This is a genomic window from Herbidospora sp. RD11066 (assembly GCF_054661255.1).
Map to the genome: position 1 here is coordinate 177,715 of NZ_BAAGDO010000006.1, position 18,713 is coordinate 196,427.

At 71.4% G+C, this 18,713-nt stretch carries 13 protein-coding genes; 3 read left to right on the forward strand and 10 right to left on the reverse strand.

Annotated elements, in window-relative coordinates:
* Window positions 1-4: 4 nt before the first annotated feature.
* Both ACYQ78_RS23675 and ACYQ78_RS23680 read left to right on the forward strand, forming a co-directional pair.
* A complete protein-coding gene (locus ACYQ78_RS23675) occupies window positions 5-3,226 on the forward strand; it encodes a hypothetical protein (RefSeq protein WP_459803078.1) in 3,222 nt (1,073 codons plus the stop codon).
* A 55-nt stretch (window positions 3,227-3,281) separates the two neighbouring features.
* Window positions 3,282-3,521 carry a hypothetical protein gene (locus ACYQ78_RS23680; RefSeq protein WP_459803079.1) on the forward strand — a complete coding sequence of 80 codons (240 nt, stop codon included), beginning with the start codon at window positions 3,282-3,284 and terminating at the stop codon, window positions 3,519-3,521.
* A gap of 52 nt (window positions 3,522-3,573) precedes the next feature.
* Here the strand turns inward: ACYQ78_RS23680 and ACYQ78_RS23685 are convergent, their stop codons facing one another.
* The 6 genes from ACYQ78_RS23685 to ACYQ78_RS23710 form a co-directional block, all read right to left on the reverse strand.
* Complete coding sequence (locus ACYQ78_RS23685; RefSeq protein ID WP_459803080.1) at window positions 3,574-5,511, reverse strand: tetratricopeptide repeat protein; 1,938 nt, start codon at window positions 5,509-5,511, stop codon at window positions 3,574-3,576.
* Window positions 5,512-5,513: 2 nt separating this feature from the next.
* Window positions 5,514-6,188 (reverse strand): hypothetical protein, encoded by a 675-nt coding sequence (locus ACYQ78_RS23690; RefSeq protein ID WP_459803081.1) that lies wholly within the window; start codon window positions 6,186-6,188, stop codon window positions 5,514-5,516.
* Between the two features lie 63 nt (window positions 6,189-6,251).
* Window positions 6,252-7,925, reverse strand: coding sequence for a serine/threonine-protein kinase (locus tag ACYQ78_RS23695; RefSeq protein WP_459803082.1), 1,674 nt, complete (start codon window positions 7,923-7,925; stop codon window positions 6,252-6,254).
* Between the two features lie 5 nt (window positions 7,926-7,930).
* Window positions 7,931-9,844 carry a serine/threonine-protein kinase gene (locus ACYQ78_RS23700; RefSeq protein WP_459803083.1) on the reverse strand — a complete coding sequence of 638 codons (1,914 nt, stop codon included), beginning with the start codon at window positions 9,842-9,844 and terminating at the stop codon, window positions 7,931-7,933.
* 6 nt (window positions 9,845-9,850) lie between these two features.
* A complete protein-coding gene (locus ACYQ78_RS23705; protein WP_459803084.1) occupies window positions 9,851-11,830 on the reverse strand; it encodes a hypothetical protein in 1,980 nt (659 codons plus the stop codon).
* A 65-nt stretch (window positions 11,831-11,895) separates the two neighbouring features.
* Window positions 11,896-12,243, reverse strand: a complete 348-nt coding sequence (locus ACYQ78_RS23710) for a peptidylprolyl isomerase (protein WP_459803085.1) — start codon at window positions 12,241-12,243, stop codon at window positions 11,896-11,898.
* A gap of 159 nt (window positions 12,244-12,402) precedes the next feature.
* Between ACYQ78_RS23710 and sthA the strand changes: the two genes are divergently transcribed.
* On the forward strand, window positions 12,403-13,806 hold the full coding sequence (gene sthA, locus ACYQ78_RS23715) for a Si-specific NAD(P)(+) transhydrogenase (protein WP_459803086.1): 1,404 nt from the start codon (window positions 12,403-12,405) through the stop codon (window positions 13,804-13,806).
* Window positions 13,807-13,821: 15 nt separating this feature from the next.
* On the opposite strand, the gene ACYQ78_RS23720 is transcribed toward sthA, so the two are convergent.
* From ACYQ78_RS23720 to ACYQ78_RS23735, 4 genes are read right to left on the reverse strand one after another with little or no spacing between them, the layout of a single operon-like run.
* Window positions 13,822-15,177: a glucose/sorbosone family PQQ-dependent dehydrogenase gene (locus ACYQ78_RS23720; RefSeq protein ID WP_459803087.1), complete on the reverse strand. Its 1,356-nt coding sequence runs from the start codon at window positions 15,175-15,177 to the stop codon at window positions 13,822-13,824.
* Between the two features lie 34 nt (window positions 15,178-15,211).
* Entirely contained in the window at window positions 15,212-16,111 is a 900-nt protein-coding gene (locus ACYQ78_RS23725; protein ID WP_459803088.1) for a carbohydrate ABC transporter permease, read from the reverse strand.
* A complete protein-coding gene (locus tag ACYQ78_RS23730) occupies window positions 16,108-17,079 on the reverse strand; it encodes an ABC transporter permease (protein WP_459803089.1) in 972 nt (323 codons plus the stop codon). The genes ACYQ78_RS23725 and ACYQ78_RS23730 overlap by 4 nt, the downstream gene beginning before the upstream one ends.
* On the reverse strand, window positions 17,066-18,712 hold the full coding sequence (locus ACYQ78_RS23735; RefSeq protein WP_459803090.1) for a type 2 periplasmic-binding domain-containing protein: 1,647 nt from the start codon (window positions 18,710-18,712) through the stop codon (window positions 17,066-17,068). The genes ACYQ78_RS23730 and ACYQ78_RS23735 overlap by 14 nt, the downstream gene beginning before the upstream one ends.
* Between the last annotated feature and the right edge of the window lies 1 nt (window position 18,713).

Genomic DNA, 18,713 nt, shown 5'->3' on the forward strand with positions numbered 1-18,713 from the left:
CCCAATGTCCGAAGACCCCCAGAAGCCCCGGAACCACCTGCGCGCGGTCCCCCCGCCCCCGGAGGACACGCCCCCAGCGGACCCCCCGGGCGAGGCCTTCGGCTCTCCTGGACGGAACCCCCGCCGCTCCGACGACGAACTGGACGACCCGGCCACGGGCGAGATCCCCCGGGCGACGGGAATGCCGTTCCCGCGCCGGACGGGGGAGTCCGGCCTGCCGACGATCGGCGACCCGGCGAGGGTCGCGTCGTGGCGCACGGCCAAGGAGGCCCCGAAGGAACCGGCTCCCGAGCCTCCGCCCGTCGCGGAGGAACCGCCTCCGGCGCCGAAGGGCTCCGGCCTGGCCCCGGACGAGTCGGACCCCTTCGGGGCGATGCTCCGCGACCTCGACAAGGGCACGGCAGAGCCGCAGGGCGAACAGGGTGTCTCGGGCGATTCGGGCGGCGCCGGTCTGTCTGGCGACGGTGGTTCGGGTGGTCGGTCAGGCGGGAGTGGTGCCGGTGACGCGGCCGGGTGGCCCGCGAGCGGCGAGCCGGCCTCGCGGCCTCAGGAAGTGGATCCGGCGACCGCCCGGTTACGTGAGGGCGCCTCCGAGCTGCCCCGGCGGATACCCAAGTCCTCAGGCAGGCGGCGGGAGGACCCGGCGCCCTCGTCTCCGTCCGATCGTCCGGGATGGTTCGAGACCCCGGCCAGCCAGCCGCGCACGCCGGAGGTCCCGCAGACCCCTCAGGGCCCCGGTCAGGTCCGGCCGCCCGCGCTGTTCGGTGCGCCGATTCCGGGGGCGCCGCCCGAGGGACGGTCCGATTTCCGTGACTTCGGCCGCCCGGATGTCCCCGGACGTGGCGGCGGCCCCGTGCCCCAGCCCCCGGCGGACCAGAAGCCGCCGGGCGCCAACGGTGTCTCGCCGGTGGGCGACGGCGGGTTCAGCGCCTTCACCGCGCACCGGTCGCCCCAGCATCCGTCGGGCACCGACCAGCCTTGGCCCTCCGCCGGACCGGACTGGCCCGGCGCACCGGAGCCGCCCACCACGCAGGCTCCGAGCCCCAACCCCGGCTGGCCCGGCCCGCAGGACCACTCTTGGCCGGGCGCGGACGCCCCCGCGGCCGGTGGCGGATGGCCGGGCATGAGCCCGCACCCTTCCGGCATGGACGCCTCACCCGCCGCGGGCTGGCCCGGCGTCGAGCCCAGGAACGACGGCCCGCGACCGGCCCCCGGATGGCCGGGCGCGGAGTCTCCCCCGGGCGGCGCGCTGTGGCCGGGTACGGAACCCAGGACCGACGCGCCCTGGGCCGGTACCGAACCCAGGATCGACACTCCCCCGCCCGGCCCGCAGTGGCCCGGCACCGAGTTCCAGGCCGATGCGCCGTCGGCGGGTGCGGGCTGGCCGGGAACGGAATCCCAAGCGGGTGCGCAGTGGCCCGGTACGGAGCCCAGGGGAGACGTACCGAGGCCTGGACAGGAGGGCCCGCCGGACGCCCGGCTGGAGGCCTCGGGGCTGACGGCGCCGGGGTCGGCGTGGTCGACCCCGTCCGACGGGACCGTGTGGCCGCCGCCGCACATCCAGGAGCCGAGGAGCACGCCGGAGGTCCCCGGGCCCCACGGCCATGTCCCTCGGGGCAGCGAGCGGTGGCGGGGGCCCGCGGCCGAGCCGAACCAGCCGGTTCAGGGGCCCTGGCCGTCCACTCCCGCGGCTTCGCCGGGGCCCGAGGGCACCGCGGTGCTCTTCCAGCCGCAGAGCGGCGGTTCGGGCGGCGACGCCTGGCAGGGGCAGGACAACTGGCAGCAGCCGAACTCGGGGCCCTGGCAGGGCACCACCCAGCCCGGCTGGGCGCAGCCCCCCGGCCCGCCGCGGAAGAACAGGTGGCTCTGGCCGCTGATCGCGGCGGTGGTCGTCCTCGTCGTCGCGGGCGGGACGTTCGTGTTCTTCCAGAACTCCGGCGGGGAGACCCCGCAGTCGGCGCCTCCGCCGAAGGCGGGCGCGTCACCCGAGGCGTCGGGCGCGGCTCCGGCCGCACCGGCGAAGGATCCGAAGGGCACCGACGTCGACGTCTGCGCGATGCTCGACCCCGAGCAGACCGAGCGGCTCGTCCCGGGCGCCAAGATCGACATGCGGATGTCCGACGAGCGCGACGGCAACCTGGTCAGCTACGTCCGGTGGACGTGTGACTGGACCAACCGCAGCATCTCGTTCGGCGAGTTCAACCGCCAGCGGCAGATCACGATCAACGTCGCCCGCTACGAGGCGATCGGCGACACCACCGCCGACAAGGCCGCCACGATCCAGTTCGACGGCCAGAAGCGCCAGTGGGAGTACACCGCCTCGGTCTCCAACGAGGAGCGCTACTACTCCAAGCCCGAGATCATCCCGAACGTCGGCGACGCCGCGATCGCCCAGTACCAGTGGACGCGCGAAGACGACTACCGCTACGCCTTCGGCACCGGTTTCGGCCGGGTCGGCAACATCACCTTCGAGGTGAAGTACGAGGCCAGCCAGCAGCACAAGGAAGCCGACGTCCTCACGAACGACACCAAGCAGTCGATCACCGAGGAGAACGCCATCCGCGAGATCAAGGGCCTGCTGAACCAGCTCGCCCAGTCGGCGGGCGCCTGGTACGCCGGCAAGCCGCTGCCCTTCGAGGGCAAGGCCAGGCCGACGGCCGAGCCGACCCCGAGCCCGTCGCCGGTCAAGATCGCGCTCCCGCCGAACTGCGTGGCCGTGAACCAGACGGCCGGCACGCTGGTCCCGAACACCGAGGGCCTGGCCCAGTCGCTCACCGAGGGCAAGGCCAAGCTGACGGAGTGTCAGTGGTGGAACGACGCGATGCCGGTCGAAGGCGGCAAGGTCCGCTGGCGGAACCTGCGCATCGGGATCAGGGAGTTCCCGAACTCCGAGATGGCCCGGTTCTACCTGGTCGACGAGCGCGGCAAGAGCCGGGGCACGGCCAGCTCGAAGATCGGCGGCATCCAGTGGGGCAAGGTCCAGAAGCTGCCGAACATGGGCACCGACAACTACGGCCAGGCGGTCAAGCAGCAGACCGAGACCGCCTACAGCGGCGCCTATGAGATCAAGGTCATGCAGGACAAGTTCGTGATCACCGTCCTGTTCGGCGGCGCCGACCGCCCGTCCGGTACGGAGATCAACAACACCGAGGCGGTCCTGATGCCACTGCAGGAGGCCGCCGCCGGTGCGAAGGCGATGGCGACGGGTCTGCTCGCGACCCTGTGAGCTGTGGTGTCCCCCTGGGTAGGTACGCGAAGAAACGACCTATCCGGGGGGAATCATGGCCGCTTGCGAAGTATGCGGTAACGACTACGACATGACGTTCGAGGTACACGCCCAGGGCGCCGTCCACACCTTCGACAGCTTCGAGTGCGCGATCACGAGAATGGCCCCGATCTGCGAGCACTGCGGCTGCAAGATCATCGGCCACGGCGTGGAGGCCGACCGCAAGTGGTTCTGCGGCGCCCACTGCGCCCGCTCGATGGGCGCCTCCAAGATCGTCGACCGGGTGATGGCCTAGACCGGCGGACGGCCCCGAGTGATCACCCGGAGAGGCGGGTGATCACTCGGGCCTAGAAGAGGAACCGCACGTAGTCGGTGATGCCGGTGAGCGGTTCGAGGGTCGCGTCCGGGAAGCGGGCGACGAAGGTCCTCACCCGGCCGTCGGCGCTGATGCTCGCCCACACGTACGCCCGGCCGCCGCCTGGGAGATCCACCCACCACCGTGAGCCCGCCACCCCGCTGTGGACGGCGTCCAGAGGTCCCTCCACCCGCGTGGGTTTCGCGTCCAGGGTGGCGATGAGCTGGTCTTTCACCGTTTCCAGCAAGGTGGGGGAAAGCGGGGGTTCGATGGTCACGACGCGAACCGTGAGGCGGTGGCGGGAGTCGGGGGAGGCCAGGTCGGCGGCGCCGCTCGAAAGGCGGGTGTAGGTCCAGCCCGCCGGTTGGCACAGGGTCAGGCCGCCGGGCCAGTCGGGGCGGAAGGTCAGTGAGTCGGTCATGGTCGGGCGGGTCACGCTCGCCGTCGTCAGGAGGCGGTCGTCGGCGTAGAACTCGATGCGGTACTCGCCCTTCGACGGGCAGCTGAAATCCACGATCGGCCAGGTCATGGTGCCGGTCGGAGCGGTGCCGGGCCAGCGCAGGGGGACCAGCAGGTCGGGCCGTTGCAACCACTCCCCACCCGGGTCCTCGCGGTAGTAGGCGAGGGCGCCCAGGCGAGCACCCTCGACCATGCCCTCAAAAGGGATCTCGGCCTCGATCGTCGCGCCCCGCACACTCAGCGTCGGCGTGCCCAGCCGCACCGAGGGCGCGTCCCGGCCGTCCGGCAGCATCTCGGTCAGCTGCGCTCGCACCATGGCGGCCTTGATCTCCCGGGCCAGTGGCCGGGCGAAGCCGTGCCGCTCCGCCAGCAGGTCGGCGCCGACCCGGATCGTGGCCCGTAGCTCCCCGCGCTCGACCGGGTTCGCCCGCGCCGCGACCACCACGGACAAGGTGGTGAACGTCTGCCGGGCGGCGTCCACCCGGCCCTGGCCGAGCAGGGCGAACACCAGGTTCGCCCATGGCCACGGCGGGCCGGGGTTGAGCGCGATGGCCCTGCGGGCGTACCGCTCCGCCGCCTGGTAGTCGCCCAGGCGAACCAGATGGCCCGACATCCCCGCCAGGGCGACGTGGCTCTCGCCGCCCTGGTCGAGGGCCGCGCGCAGGTCGGTCACCGCCGCCTCGTAGGCCGCGCGCGGGGCCACGTTGACGACGTACACCGACGTGTCGCGCTGGGGGTTGGCCGCCGCGACCCTGGCGGTCGCGCGGCGTTCGTAGGCGTAGGCGAAGGAGTCGTCCGCCTCGATGGCCTTGGTGTAGGCGCGGACCGCCCCGTCGAAGTCGCGGGAGGCGAAGAGGTGTTCCCCCTCGACGGCCGAGGAGATCGCCGCCTGGGACCGCACCGGCGCGGGGATCGCCCACGTCACCCCGGTCGCGAGCACGGTCAGGCCGACCAGGGCCGCACCCGGCCGGAGCAGGTGGCGGCGGACGCCCTCGCCGACGGTCAGGGACAGGCCGAGCAGGGTCAGCGCGACCGCGAGGAGGGCGGTGCCCGCCGCGTAGGTGTTGCTCTTGTCGCCCCACGCGGTGGCCGTCTCCTGGGCCGCCTCCTGGGTGAACGCCGCCCGCCGGGCTTCCCGCATCAGCCCGCTCAGATCGATTCCCGTCACGGGGGCGGTTCCGTAGTCGGGGGCCGCGGGTTCGGCGAGCAGGGTGGCGCGGAGCGACTCGATGTCGTGGCGGCGTGCGACGGTGCCCAGGGTGGCCAGGTCGCCCAGGCTCCGCATGCCGTCGGCGGTGCCCTCGGCCTGCGCCGCCAGGGCCGCGACGGCCGCTCGCTGGGCTTGCCGGGCGTGCCGGTCCTCTTCGCTGCCGGCCTGTCCGCCCAGGTAGGCGAGGAAGGCGGCGAACAGGCCCACGGCCGCCATCGTCAGGGCCAGGCGCCGTTTGAAGGGCGTGTCGAACTCGTCCACGCTCATCCCACCGGGGCCAGCGCCAGCCACAGCGCCAGCACGGTGAGCAGGCCGCCGGCCACCGCGCAGCCCCGCACCAGCCACCTGCGCACCCGGGGCGCGGTGAGGCGGGCGACGATGAGCAGCAGCACCAGCGCGGGGACGGCGGCGGCGGTCAGGGTGAGGTGGCCGACCCGGGCGTGCAGCGCGTCGGCGGTGGCGGCGGTGCGGTCGGGCTGGTCGGCGGGGACGATGAACGCCTCGTCGTAGCTCACCGTCGCGGCCAGGTTCCTGTCGTGCTCCCAGCGGGCGACGGCGCCCTCGCCGGTCACGTAGCGGCGGTCGATGAACTGGTCGGCGAGGAGCCCGTCGGCCACCTGGCGCAGGATCAGCGCCTCCTTGGGATCGGTGGCCTCGATCGCGTCGGCTTGGGCGTGCAGGGCCCGGTAGTGGGTGACCTGCTCGGCGCCGTGCCTGCTCATGATGGACGCCGACACGTGGGCCGACCGCGTCTGCACGGTCTCCACCACGGCCTGCCGGTCGGCCTCGACCGCCTGCGACTTGAGCCGCACGGCGGCGTAGGAGGCGAACGCGCCGGTGATGGTGACCAGGCCCACCAGGATCGCGATCACGGTCTCGTCGGTCCGCCGGGGACGGTCGCGGCGCAGGCGGAACCGCCTGACACGAGGGGATGCCATATGGCCTATTCAAGTGAAGAAAAGCGCTACCGGCGGCGGTTCTTCATTTTTCGGAAATCGAAATCACGAGTAATGCACCACGGTCGGCAGATCCGAATCGAGTTCGGCGAGGGTCCGCCGTTCGGCCCCGGAAGTGGCGTCGATCGTGAAAATCCGGCGGCCGTCCCGCACGATCAGGGTGTCCTCGTTGAACCACCCGATGACCTCGCCCGACGGCCGCAGCACCCCCGGCCCGCAGATCCCCGCAGCGCACGCCCCGGCATACCGCCCACCCGAGGGCGAGAACACCAGACTTTCCATATCGTCATATGTCCGTAATTGGGTGCCGTCTAATCGGTAAACCACGCCACCCGACGTCACCCCACCCGGCGCGAACCCGAAAACCGACGGCGGCGAATCGACCGCCACATACGTCGCCCGCCGGGCGCCCACGTCCACCACCGCGAATCCGACCCGGGTCGACGTCTCCCCGTCCCACTCGGACACCGTCAGCAGCAGCCGCGTCCCGTCGGCGGACCAGACCGGCGAGCTCACCACCAGCGGCGTCGTCACGGTCGGCACCGTGAACGTCTCCGCGCCGCGCCGGAAGGTCACCACGTTCCCGTCGATCGCCTGGGACGGCGTCCAGTTCACCTCGGCCACCGTCCCCCCGTCGGGCGACACGACCGGATTGCGGTGCAGCTCGATCCGCTCGAAGGAGTCACGCCCCCGCACATACGACCGGATGCTGATGGTCGACGTACGGACCAGAAAAGACGTGAGCCGCACCGGGTCGGACGCATGCTCGTAGAGGGTCCCCGGCAACTCGCCCACCGTCCGCGCGGTGAAGGTGGCCGAAGGCGGCCCGGTCAGCTGGGGCGGGGGAGGCCGCGACACCCAGAACGCCACTCCTGCGGCGGCGGCCGCCAGCGCCAGCGCCGCCCCCGCGAACCACCACCGCCGCCGCCCCGGCCGAACCGGCGCCGGAGACGGCCCGAGCAGCCGTAACAGCACGTCGGACGAGGTGGGCCGGGCCAGCGGATCCTTCACCAGACACGCGGCGACCACCTCCCGGAGGTCCCCCGTCAGCCCTCCCAGAGAGGGCTCCCCGCGCAGCAGCCGGTTCAGCACCGCGGGCACCGAATCCGCCCCGAACGGGGGCGTGCCCGACGCCGCGAACACCATCGACGCCGCCCACGTGAACACATCGGCCGCGGGCCCGGGAGGCGATTCCCCGAGCTGCTCCGGCGCCATATAGGTCGGAGTCCCCACCGCCCCGCCACCGGTCGTCTCGGCGTCGACCGCCCGCGCGATGCCGAAGTCGATCACCCGGGGCCCGTCGCGGCCGAGGATCACGTTCGCGGGCTTGAAGTCGAGGTGCACCACCCCGGCTCGGTGGATGGCCGACAGCGCCGTGATCGTCCCCACCGCCACCGACCGCAGCGCCCCGCCGGTGAGCGGCCCGCGCTCCCGGACCAGCGCCTGCAGCGTCGGCCCCTCGACGTATTCGCTGGCGATGAACGGCACCCCGTCCTCCACCCCGAACGCCAGCACCTGCGCCGCGCAGAACGAGGCGACCTCCGGCAGCACCTGCGCCTCGTGGAGGAACCGCTCAGCCGACCCGTCGCCGGACACGGCGTGCAGCACCTTCACCGCCACCTGCCCGCCCTCGGGCGAGGTGGCCAGGTAGACCGTGCCCTGCCCGCCCGCGCCCAGGGTCCGCAGGATCGTGTAGCCGCCCAGCCGGGTGCCCTCCACGAGGGTCAGCCCCGCAGGAAGAACAACTGAACGCGGGGCTCGTCAGTGGGCACGTCGAGGGTGACCAGGGTCCGGGTCGTCTCGCCGGAGAAGTCGATCACGTCGGCGCGGTATTCGCCCTTCTTCTCCCGGGAGAACATCAGGTGGGTGGCGTCGAACCAGCCGATCATCCCGTCGCCCTCGGCCGAGGGCACCCCGCCCCGGCGGGCCCCGGTCGCGCTGTCCCACACGCAGAAGACGTGGCGTTTCTCGCACTGGGTCGTCACGAACGACTGACCGTCGGGGGAGAACCAGGAGAGCCCGGCCGGCAGGCCCGTCCAGTGGAAGCTGCGGGCCACCCGTCCGGTCAGGTCGTGGAAGCGCACCCCGAACCTGCCCTCCGGCGTCAGGTAGCCGGTGGCGACCTCGCGCCCGTCGGGCGTCCAGCGGAACGCGGGCAGCGCTCCCGGCCGGACATCCTCGGAGGCGGCCAGGAACAGTTCGCGGTCGGCGTCGTTGGCCGTCTCGACGACGGTCGCCGCGCGGGTGGCCGGGTCGACGACCAGGAACCCGAAGGGGGCGGTGTCCTTCGCCTCGCCCTCGGTGATCCACAGTGACAGCAGCAGCCGGGTGCCGTCGGGCGACCAGGTGGGATGGTGGGCGGTCAGCGGCGAGGCGATGGTCGGCACGGTGAACCTCCGGCCGCTGCCCCGGTCGGTGAACTCGACGTCGAGCCGGTCTCTGGTCGCGACGAACAGCTCGTCGATCGTGGCGGTCCAGCGTCCGTCGGGCGAGATGACCGTCACATGGTTGTCGCCGCCGGTCTGCGCGAACCCGGCGCCGTTGGGGCTGCGCGCGAAGGCGGCCGTCGCGTCGGCCGACACGCTGGCCTGGTAGGAGGCCAGCCGCAGCGGATCGCCCGGCTCCTCGTTGAGCACCCCGTCGGCCAGCGTCACCGGTGAGGGCCCCGGCGAGGGGAACGCCGGCGGATGCGAGGTGGGCGCCGCCGCACTCGGCGCGGGCTTGCGCGCCTGCGACGCCGGAGCGGGCGCGAGCAGATACCCACCCGCCCCGGACACCAGTGCCAGCGCCAGCCCACCCGCCGCGAGGGCGACCGCGCCGCCCTTCCTTCTCTTCTCCGGTTCTGTACGGCTCACGCGAACCTGAGGCGCCACGACCACCTCGGGCGTCGCGGTGGGCAGCACACTGTCGAGCGCCCCCGCATGGCCGAGCAGCCGGAGCAGCGTCTCCTCGGCCCCCGGCCGGGCGTCCGGTTCGTCGGCCAGGCAGTCGGCGACGAGATCCCGCAGCGCCCCCGACAACGGCCCGAGATCGGCCGCCCCATAGGACACCCGCGTCGGGTTCTCCCCGAACGGCGGACGCCCGGTCGCCGCGAACGCGATCACCGCCGCCCACGCGAACACGTCGGTCGCGGCGGACGGCGGCTCGTCGGGGTCCTGCCAGAGCTCCCGGTCGTCGGCGTCCCAGTCGGCGGTGACCGGCCGTTCGGCCCCGATCAGCCGTGGCCCGTCGGGCCCGAGCAGCACCCGCTCGGGCGCGATGGCCCCGTGGGTCAGCCCGGCCCGGTGGAGGGAGGCCAGCGCGGTCGCCGTGGTCACCGCGAGCCGGTGCACGGCGGGCCCGGACAGCGCCCCGCCCTCGGCGATCTCCTCGGCCAGGGTCGGCCCCGGTACGTACTCGGACACGATGTAGTCGCGCCCGGTGTCCAGGATGTGCGGCGTGCCGACGGCGGCGGCCTCCCAGACGCGGGCCAGCGCCTCGCGGCCCGCGGCGTCGAGCGGCCGGGCCAGCCGCCGCGCGGCCACCTGTGCGCCGCCGGGCGCGGTGGCGAGATAGACGTCGCCGCCCAGCCGCCCCACCAGGGGGTAGGGGCCGAGCGAGGCCGGGTCCTGTGCTGTGAGCGGCTCGACGGGAGGCATCTGGGTTCAGTTCCCCGTGTAGTAGAGGAGCAGGTCGGTCGTGTCGTCCTTGGGCGGGATCTCGGCCAGCACCCGCTGGGCGCGGCCGCGCAGGTCCATCACCACGATCCGGTGCGGGTCGCCGCGCGGGTCGGCGACGATGAGGTGGGCGTCGTCGTACCAGCCGTAGAGCAGGGCGTCGGGGTAGAACAGCGCGATCGACGCCTGCCGCACCCCGGTCATGGTGTCCCAGACACAGTACGACCCGCCACTCGGGCAGAACGTCACGAACGTCTTCCCCGAGGGGGAGAACATCCGGCGCCCGTACGTCTCGCCCACCCAGTGGTAGGCCTTGGTCTGGCGGCCGGTCAGGTCGCGGAACCTGACCCCGTGCTCGGTCTCGGTGCGGTAGCCGACGACGACCCCGGAACCGTCGGGCGTCCAGGCGAAGTGCCCTTCACCGCCGGTCGTCTCGTCGTCGGTGTCGACCGTGGAGACCGCCTTGGTGGCGACGTCGACGACGACGAACCCGCCCGGACGACCCTCCTCACCGGAGGTCGTCGTGAGCATCAGTTTGGCGCCGTCGCGCGACCACGTCGGCCGGGTGTAGGTGACCCCCGGTGTGACCGTGAACGGCTCACCGGCGCCGGTGAACGTGATCGTCTCGGGTCCGACGGCCGCCAGCCACTTCCCGCCGGGGGAACGGGCCGGTTCGGCGTCCTTCACCGGAAGCTGCGTGAAGGTGTCGCCCTCGGTCCGGACCCAGGTGTCGGCGCCCTTCCGGTAACCGGTCAGCCGGGCGGGGTCGGCCGGGTTCTCCAGCAGCGTGATGGCCGGGCCCGGCGCGGTGAAGTTCCCGGTGGCGACCGGCGGCGGCGAGGGGTCGGCCGCGGCGGCCAGCGTGCTGACCGAGGTCGACGGGACGCCGGTGGCGGCCACCTGGGTGGTCGCCGGGGCGGTGCGGTTCCCGCCCAGCAGATAGCCGCCCAGACCCGCCACCAGCACGATCGCCACGGCTGCGGCGATGATCGCGACCGGCCGGACGCTGCGGCGGGCCGGGGGAGCGGCGACGGCGGGCTCGGTCTCGGGTTCCACGGGCCGGGGGGCGGTGGCCTCGCGCACGGCTTCGAGGGTGGCCCGGTCGACGGTCAGCTGGGCCTCGCCGATCAGCCGTTCGAGGGCCTCCTGCGCGGTCGGCCGCTGCCCGGGATCCTTGGCGAAGCAGGCCGCCGCGACCCCCGCCAGCCCTTCGGGCAGGCCGTCGAGGTCGGGGTCGTCGTGCAGGACGGCGTTCATGGTCGCGGCGTGCGAGTCGCGCTCGAAGGCGCGGCGCCCGGTGGCGGCGAAGACCATGACGGACGCCCAGGCGAACAGGTCGCCGGGTGGTGACGCAGGGGTGGGCTCGGGGCGTAACACCTCGGGCGGCAGGTGGGCGAGCGAGCCGATGGGGCGGGTCTCGTCGAGCAGGTCGGGGCGGGCGATCGTGCGCACCTGGGCGGTGGCGTCGGGGTCGTCGGCCGACCAGGTGGCGACCGTCTCGGCGACCTTGGTGACCCCCTCTGCCACCAGGGTGCCGAGGTCGAGTAAGGCCAGCCTCGGGCCCGCGCCGGTGAGGATCACCGACTCGGGCGTGAACGATCCGTGGGCCACGCCCTCGCGGTGCAGCCCCGCCAGGCCCGTCATCGACGCGATGGCCAGGCGCTGCAGGGCGGCCTCCGGCAGGGCGCCGCGCAGGTGGGCGCCGTCGACCTTCTCGACCACCACGTAGGGCTCGCCGTTGGCGGTCCCCGCGTCGATCAGGTCGAGCCACGGGTAGCCGCCCGCCCGTTGCAGCCGGTCGATCCGTTCGAGGAACGCGTCGGGGTCGGTCAGGCGGGTGTGGAACAGCGTCAGCAGGGCGCCGTCGCTCGTCTCGAAGGTGGACGAACGGTCGCCCGGCGGGTACGCAGAGGTGAGCGTGTGGCCGCCGAGCCGGCGGGGATCGCGGAGCGGCTGTGGCACTGCCAAGTGGATCCTCCGATTGCGCGTCGGTGGATCATTATGGCGATTAGCCTACTGCGAATCCCGAAATATCAGGATTCAAAAGCGACCAACCGGACAATGACCCACCCGTCCCCGTCGGGCATCGGCGGGAACGTCGTGCCGGGCACCGCCGCGAAGACGTGCGGCATCTGCTCGCGGGTCACCGTACCGAACATGTCGCCGGGGAGGGTCATGCCCATGGCGTCGGCGCGCTTGGCCGCCGAGTAGAAGCTGCCGCCGTCGTCGAGCTCGGCGGCGATCGAGGCGGCGCCCCAGGCGTCCGCCAATCGGATGAAGGCGACCTTGGCCCGCTCGGGCCGCTGGGACTGGGCCACGAGGTAGTCCTCGATCTCCCAGATGAGCAGTTCGCCAAGGTACTGAGGGGTGTCCTTCCACATGACGCCAGATCCTGGCCGAGCCCGCTTGATGTCCGCTTGTCTCCCGATTGCACCGCTCTAGTGGCCTCCACGTTGCCGCCGCCTCACAAACGGGCCAATTGTCCGGTGAAGCCGGTCAAGGTCTTCTCGTCGCAGGTCGTAGAGACCACACTGCTAGGTGTGAGCGACTTTGATGTACTCGTCCTGGGATCCGGGCCGGGTGGGCAGAAGGCCGCCATCGCGGCCGCCAAGCTGGAGCGCCGGGTAGCCATCGTTGAACGGCGCAACATGATCGGCGGGGTGTGCATCAACACCGGCACGATCCCCTCCAAGACCATGCGCGAGGCCGTGCTCTACCTGACCGGACTCAGCCAGCGCGAGATGTACGGCCGCAACTACCGCGTCAAGGAAGAGATCGGCATCCACGACCTGACGGCGCGCACCCAGCACGTCGTGGGCCGTGAGGTCGAGGTGGTCCGCAACCAGCTCAACCGCAACCACGTCACGGTGCTGACCGGTTCGGGGCAGTTCCTCGACCCCCACACCGTCGCCGTGGTCGACGACCTGGGCCGCGAGACGAAGGTGACCGCCGACAAGATCATCATCGCCACGGGCACCCGCCCGGCCCGGCCCGACAGCGTCGAGTTCGACGGGTCGACCATCGTCGACTCCGACGGCATCCTCGACCTCAACCACGTGCCCGACTCGATGGTCGTGGTCGGCGCCGGCGTCATCGGCATCGAGTACGCCTCCATGTTCGCCGCCCTCGGCACCAAGGTCACCGTGGTCGAGCGCCGCGACCGGATGCTCGAATTCTGCGACCTGGAGATCATCGAGGCGCTCAAATACCACCTGCGCGACCTCGCCGTCACGTTCCGGTTCGGCGAGACGGTCGCCGCCGTGGAACGCCACGAGCGCGGCGCGCTGACCATCCTGGAGAGCGGCAAGAAGATCCCGGCCGCCACGGTCATGTACTCGGCCGGCCGCCAGGGCATGACCGAGTCGCTCGCCCTCCACACGGCGGGCCTGGAGGCCGACGCGCGCGGCCGCATCACCGTCGACGAGCACTACCGCACCAACGTCCCGCACATCTACGCCGTCGGCGACGTCATCGGCTTCCCCGCCCTGGCCGCCACGTCGATGGAGCAGGGCCGCCTGGCCGCCTACCACGCGTGCGACGAGCCGGTCTCCGACCTGAGCCGGCTCCAGCCGATCGGCATCTACACCATCCCCGAGATCAGCTTCGTCGGCGCGACCGAAGACGAGCTCACCGACGCCCACGTGCCGTTCGAGACCGGCCTGTCGCGCTACCGGGAACTGGCCCGCGGCCAGATCATCGGCGACACCCACGGCATGCTCAAGCTCCTGGTCTCACCCGAGGACCGCAAGCTCCTGGGCGTGCACGTCTTCGGCACCCAGGCGACCGAGCTCGTCCACATCGGCCAGGCCGTCATGGGCTGCGGCGGCACCATCGACTACCTGGTCGACGCCGTCTTCAACTACCCGACCCTGTCCGAGTCCTACAAGGTGGCCGCCCTCGACGCCATGAACAAGCTGCGCAGAGTCCAGCGCTTCACCCTGTAGACGGGCCCGGGGCGATCAGAGCTCGTACGCGAGGATCGCCCCGGGGTTCCGCAGGTCCCGCGTGGGCCTGCCGTCGGCGTCCCGGGTGAGGCCGCCGCTGTCGGTGGCGATGTAGAGCGTCTTACCGGCGGGATCCATCGCGGTGTCCCGGTAGCGGTTGACGGTGTCGGCGATCCTGACGGCGGCGCCGGCCTTCTCCCGGGCGGGGTCGAGCGGGATGCGGTAGACGGCGCCGTCCTTGAGGGAGGTCGCCAGCAGCGTCCCGGCGGGGCCTGGTTCCAGGCTCGACAGGGCCAGGGTGGGCCAGCAGACGAACGCCGTCGAGGGGTCGCATTTGGGGTCGGCGCGGAAGTCGAAGCCGTCCTCGACGGTGTCGAAGGTGATCAGCGGCGGGGTGAAATCGGGGTCGTCCCAGTCGGTCTCCTCAGCCTGGGGAACGGTCGCGGGGATGTCGTAGTCGCTGAACGTTTCAGCCTCGCAGCCGTCTTTCGCCTTGGCCCATTGGGCGTAGACATAGGCTTTGCCGTCGCGGTATCCGGCGACGTGGGGCCAGCCGTAGTTCTTTCCGGACCGCACGAGGTCGACCTCGTCGTCGGTTTTCGGCCCCTGGTCGGTGGCGTAGAGGAGACCCGAAGGGGTGAAGGTCAGCCCTTGGGCGTTGCGGAAGCCCACCGCGTAGACGTGGCTGCGGACGCCGCCGAACTCCGGGTTGTCGTCCGGGATCGAGCCGTCGAGGTTGAGGCGCAGGACCTTGCCCTGGTAGGCGCTCCGGTCACCGGCTTTCACCTGGGCCGCGGAGGGGAGGGTCTGGGCCTGGATGGTCTCGCAGTAGAGGCCGAACTGGTTGGCCCCCTGGTCGCCGATCGTGTAGTAGAGCTTGCCGTCGGGACCGAAGCGCAGCTTCCCCGACTGGTGGTCGACGCCGGAGACCAGCCCGGTGAGGACGTCGACCGGGCCGGTCAGCACCTGCCCTGCCGGGTCGTAGGTGTACCGGACGATCTTCGTGTGGCGGGCCTCGCCGTCCGCGTAGGTGTGGGCGAGGTAGACCCCGTCGTGGCCCTGGCCGCCCAGCAGGTCGGGGTGGAGGGCCAGACCCAGAACGCCGTCTTGGGCGCCTTCGGTGTGCAGGGCCTCGTCGACCGTGAGCACCACGGTCTTCTGACCGTTCGCCGGGTTGACGCGGGTGACGCGTCTCCCGGTCTTCTCCGTGACCCAGAGGAAGTCGTCGGGCCCCCACACGATCTCGTAGGGGTCGTCGAGCCCGGTGGCGACCACCCGGATCTCGCCCGATCTTGGTCCCTCGGCGGCGGGGGTGCACGCGGAGACCAGCGCGAGCAGACAGGCTGCGGCCGCCACGGAGATGACCTTCATGCGGCTAGATGGGATCACAGGAGCCGGGGGAAGACTACCCCTTGACCGCGCCGATGATCACACCCTTCGTGAAGTGGCGCTGCACGAACGGATAGATCAAGAGCACCGGCACCAGAGCCACCACGATGATGGCCATTTTGATGGCCAGGTTGGGCGGCAGGGCGTATCCGGCGGCGGTGTCGATGGCCCGCTGGTTCGGCACCAGGTTCATGCCCTGCTGCACGTACTGCCGCAGGATCAGCTGGAGCGGCCACTTCGCGTTGTCGTTGATGTAGAGGACGGCGTTGAAGAACGCGTTCCAGTAGCCGACCGCGTAGAACAGCCCGATCACCGCCGTGACGCCCTTCGACATCGGCAGCACGATCCGCCACAGGATCCGGAAGTCGGACGCGCCGTCGATCCGGGCGCTGTCGAGCACCTCACCGGGGATGTTCATGAAGAACGCCCGCATCACGACCAGGTTGAACGCCGACACGGCGGTGGGCAGGATCAGCGACCAGTAGCTGTCGATCAGCCCGAGCTCCCGCACGATCAGATAGCTGGGGATCATGCCCGGCGTGAACAGGAACGTCAGCAGGAACAGGAACAGCAGCGGCCGGTGCAGCACCGAGCCGGGCCGCGACAGCCCGTACGCCGCGAAGATCGTCAGCCCCAGGCTCAGCAGCGTGCCGACCACGGTCACCCCGGTCGACACCAGCACCGCCCGCGTCACCACACCCCCGCCGAACAGCTCCCGGTAGGCGTCGAGCGAGAGCTCACCCGGCAGGGTCACCAGCCCGCCCGCCTCGGTGACCGTCCGCGCGGTCGACAGGCTGGTCAGCACCACGACGTAGATCGGATAGACCATGGCCAGCACGATCAGGCCCAGCACGACGGTCTTCGCGGTCAGCCCGAAGACGGTCGGCCGCTCCTGCCAGACGGGACGAGTACTCATGATCTCTTGTAGATTCCCTGCTCGCCGAAGCGGTGGGCGACCTTGTTGGCCACCACGATGAGGATGAGCCCGACCAGGCCCTTGAACAGCCCCGCCGCCGCGCCGTAGCTCCACGCGCCGGTCATCAGCGTGCGCCAGTAGACGAACGTGTCGAGCACCTCCGCGGCCTCCGCCCCCACGGCGTCGCGCTGGAGGAAGAACTGCTCGAAGCCCACGTTCAGCGCGTCGCCCAGCCGCAGGATCAGCAGCAGCAGGATCACCGGCCGGAGCCCCGGCAGGGTGATGTGCCACAGGCGGCGCCACCGGGAGGCCCCGTCGACGGCCGCGGCCTCGTACAGGTTCGTGTTGATGGCGGCGAGGGCCGCGAGGAAGATGATCGTGCCCCAGCCCGCGTCCTTCCAGACCGACTGGGCGGTGACCAGCACGATGAACGCATCAGGGTTGGTCATGATGTTCCACGGCTCGTGCCCGGCCTGGCGGAGGGTCTGGGCGAGCAGCCCGGCGCCGCCGAGGATCTGCTGGAACAGCGCCACGACCAGCACCCACGAGAAGAAGTGCGGCATGTAGACGACGGCCTGGACGAACAGGCGCAGCCGCCGCGACAGCACGCTGTCGAGCAGGATCGCCAGCGCGATCGGGATCGGGAAGTAGAACACGAGCTGGAAGGCCGTGATCGTCACGGTGTTGCGCAGGGCGGTCCAGAACTCCGGGTCCGACAGCAGCCACTGGAAGTTGTAGAGCCCGACCCACGGGCTGCCGGTGATGCCGTCGTAGGGCGAGTAGTCCTGGAAGGCGATGACGTTGCCCAGCGTCGGCACGTAGTGGAACACCACCACCAGCGCCACGGCCGGGATCGTCATGGCCAGCAGTTGCCAGTCGCGCCGCAGCCGGGCGCGCAGCGGCGCCTTCCGGGAGCCGGCGGATGAGGTCAGGACATCCGCCGGCGGGGACTTTCTAAGCACGGCCATTCTCGGTGAGGACCTTCATGTAGAACTCGCGTCCGGCGTCGCCGCCGCCCGCCTTCCACTCGGTGATCGCCTGCGAGAGCGTGCCGAGCGCGCGGCGGCCCCGGATGATGTCGGTGACCTTGTCCTCGAACGGCTTCACGGCGGCGGTGAAGTCGCCGGGCTCCTCGATCCTGATGCCGTCGAACGGGTCCTGGTGGCGGACCTGCGCGGCGGAGTTCCACCAGGTGGTGGCGGCCCGCACGTAGTCCGGGTGGGCCTGCGACTCGAAGATCGGGTCGACCCGGCCGCCGAGCCACACGTAGCTGCCGACGATCTCCTTCGGCCCGAGCTCGGTGACCTGCGGGGCACCGGCCGCGTCGCGGGTGAAGTGGACGCCCTCGACGCCGTTGTTGAACAGCAGTTGCTCCCGGCTGCCGAACGGCGCCGACAGGTAGTCGAAGATCGCGAGCAGTTCCTCGATCTTCTCCTTCGGGGTGCCCTTCTTGATGAACGTGTAGCCCGGGTCCTGGTTCATCCGGTATTCGGGCTTGCCGCCGTCGGCGCCGAACACGGGCACCGGCTCCATCCAGAAATCGGGCTGCTCCTTGCCGATCTGGATGAGGGTCTCGGCCCAGAACGAGAAGCCGTCGCTCTTCACCAGGACCTGGCCCGACTTGAAGAGCTCCTTGTCGTCGGCCGCCGACTTGGCCGACAGGACGTTGGGGTGCACCAGCCCGGCGTCCACGGCCTTGCGCATCCACTCGACGGCGGCGGCGAACTCGGGGGTCTCGTACTCGTGGACGATCGAGCCGCCCTCCTTGCGCCACTTCTTGGGCGCCCGGTGGATCTCCTTGATCATCGGGAAGATGTCGCTGAACGCCCACCGCTCCTTCTTGGCGTCGGTGACCGCCTTGCCCATCTCGAACAGGTCGGTCGCGTTCGCGGGGGCGCCCTGACCTAATTCGTCCCAGAGGTCCTTGCGGTGGAAGAGCACCCAGCCGAACTGAGGCGTCGGGTAGGCGGGCACCGCCTTGAGCTTGCCGCCGAAGACGGAGTACTGCCAGGCCAGGGTCGGGATCGCCGACAGGCCCGGATACTTCGCCGCGACGTCGCCCGCCAGGTACGGGGTGAGGTCCTCGAACAGGCCGTCGACCGCGCGCGAGTAGTCGGGTACGGCGGCCAGCGCCCAGCCGGGCAGGGTGGTCACGTCGGCGACGTCGCCACCGGCCAGCAGGGTCGGCAGCTTGTCGTTGATGGTCAGGCCGTCGAGGTAGTTGAACTCGATGGTCGCGCCGAGGTCCTTGTTGACGGCGTCGTAGTAGGCGTTCTGGCCGAGCGGCGCCGGGAGCGGGCTCCAGGTCGGCACCATCACCTTGTAGGAGCCGCCCTTGCCGGGGGCCGCCGCGACCAGGTCGACCAGCTTGTCGCTCGACGGATAGGACAGGTATCCGTCGCGTCCGAAGCCGGGGACCGAGGCGGCGATCTCGGGGGTCAGGACCGTACGCGGAACATATTTCGGCACCAGCGCGGCGAGTTTGTCCATCGACGCGGCGGTGGCCTTGGCGCCGGGTTTCGGTCCCGGCGGGGCGGAGCAGGCGGCGAGCACGCTCAGCCCGGCGAGGCCGAGGAATCCCCGTCTCGTGGTGGTTCTCACA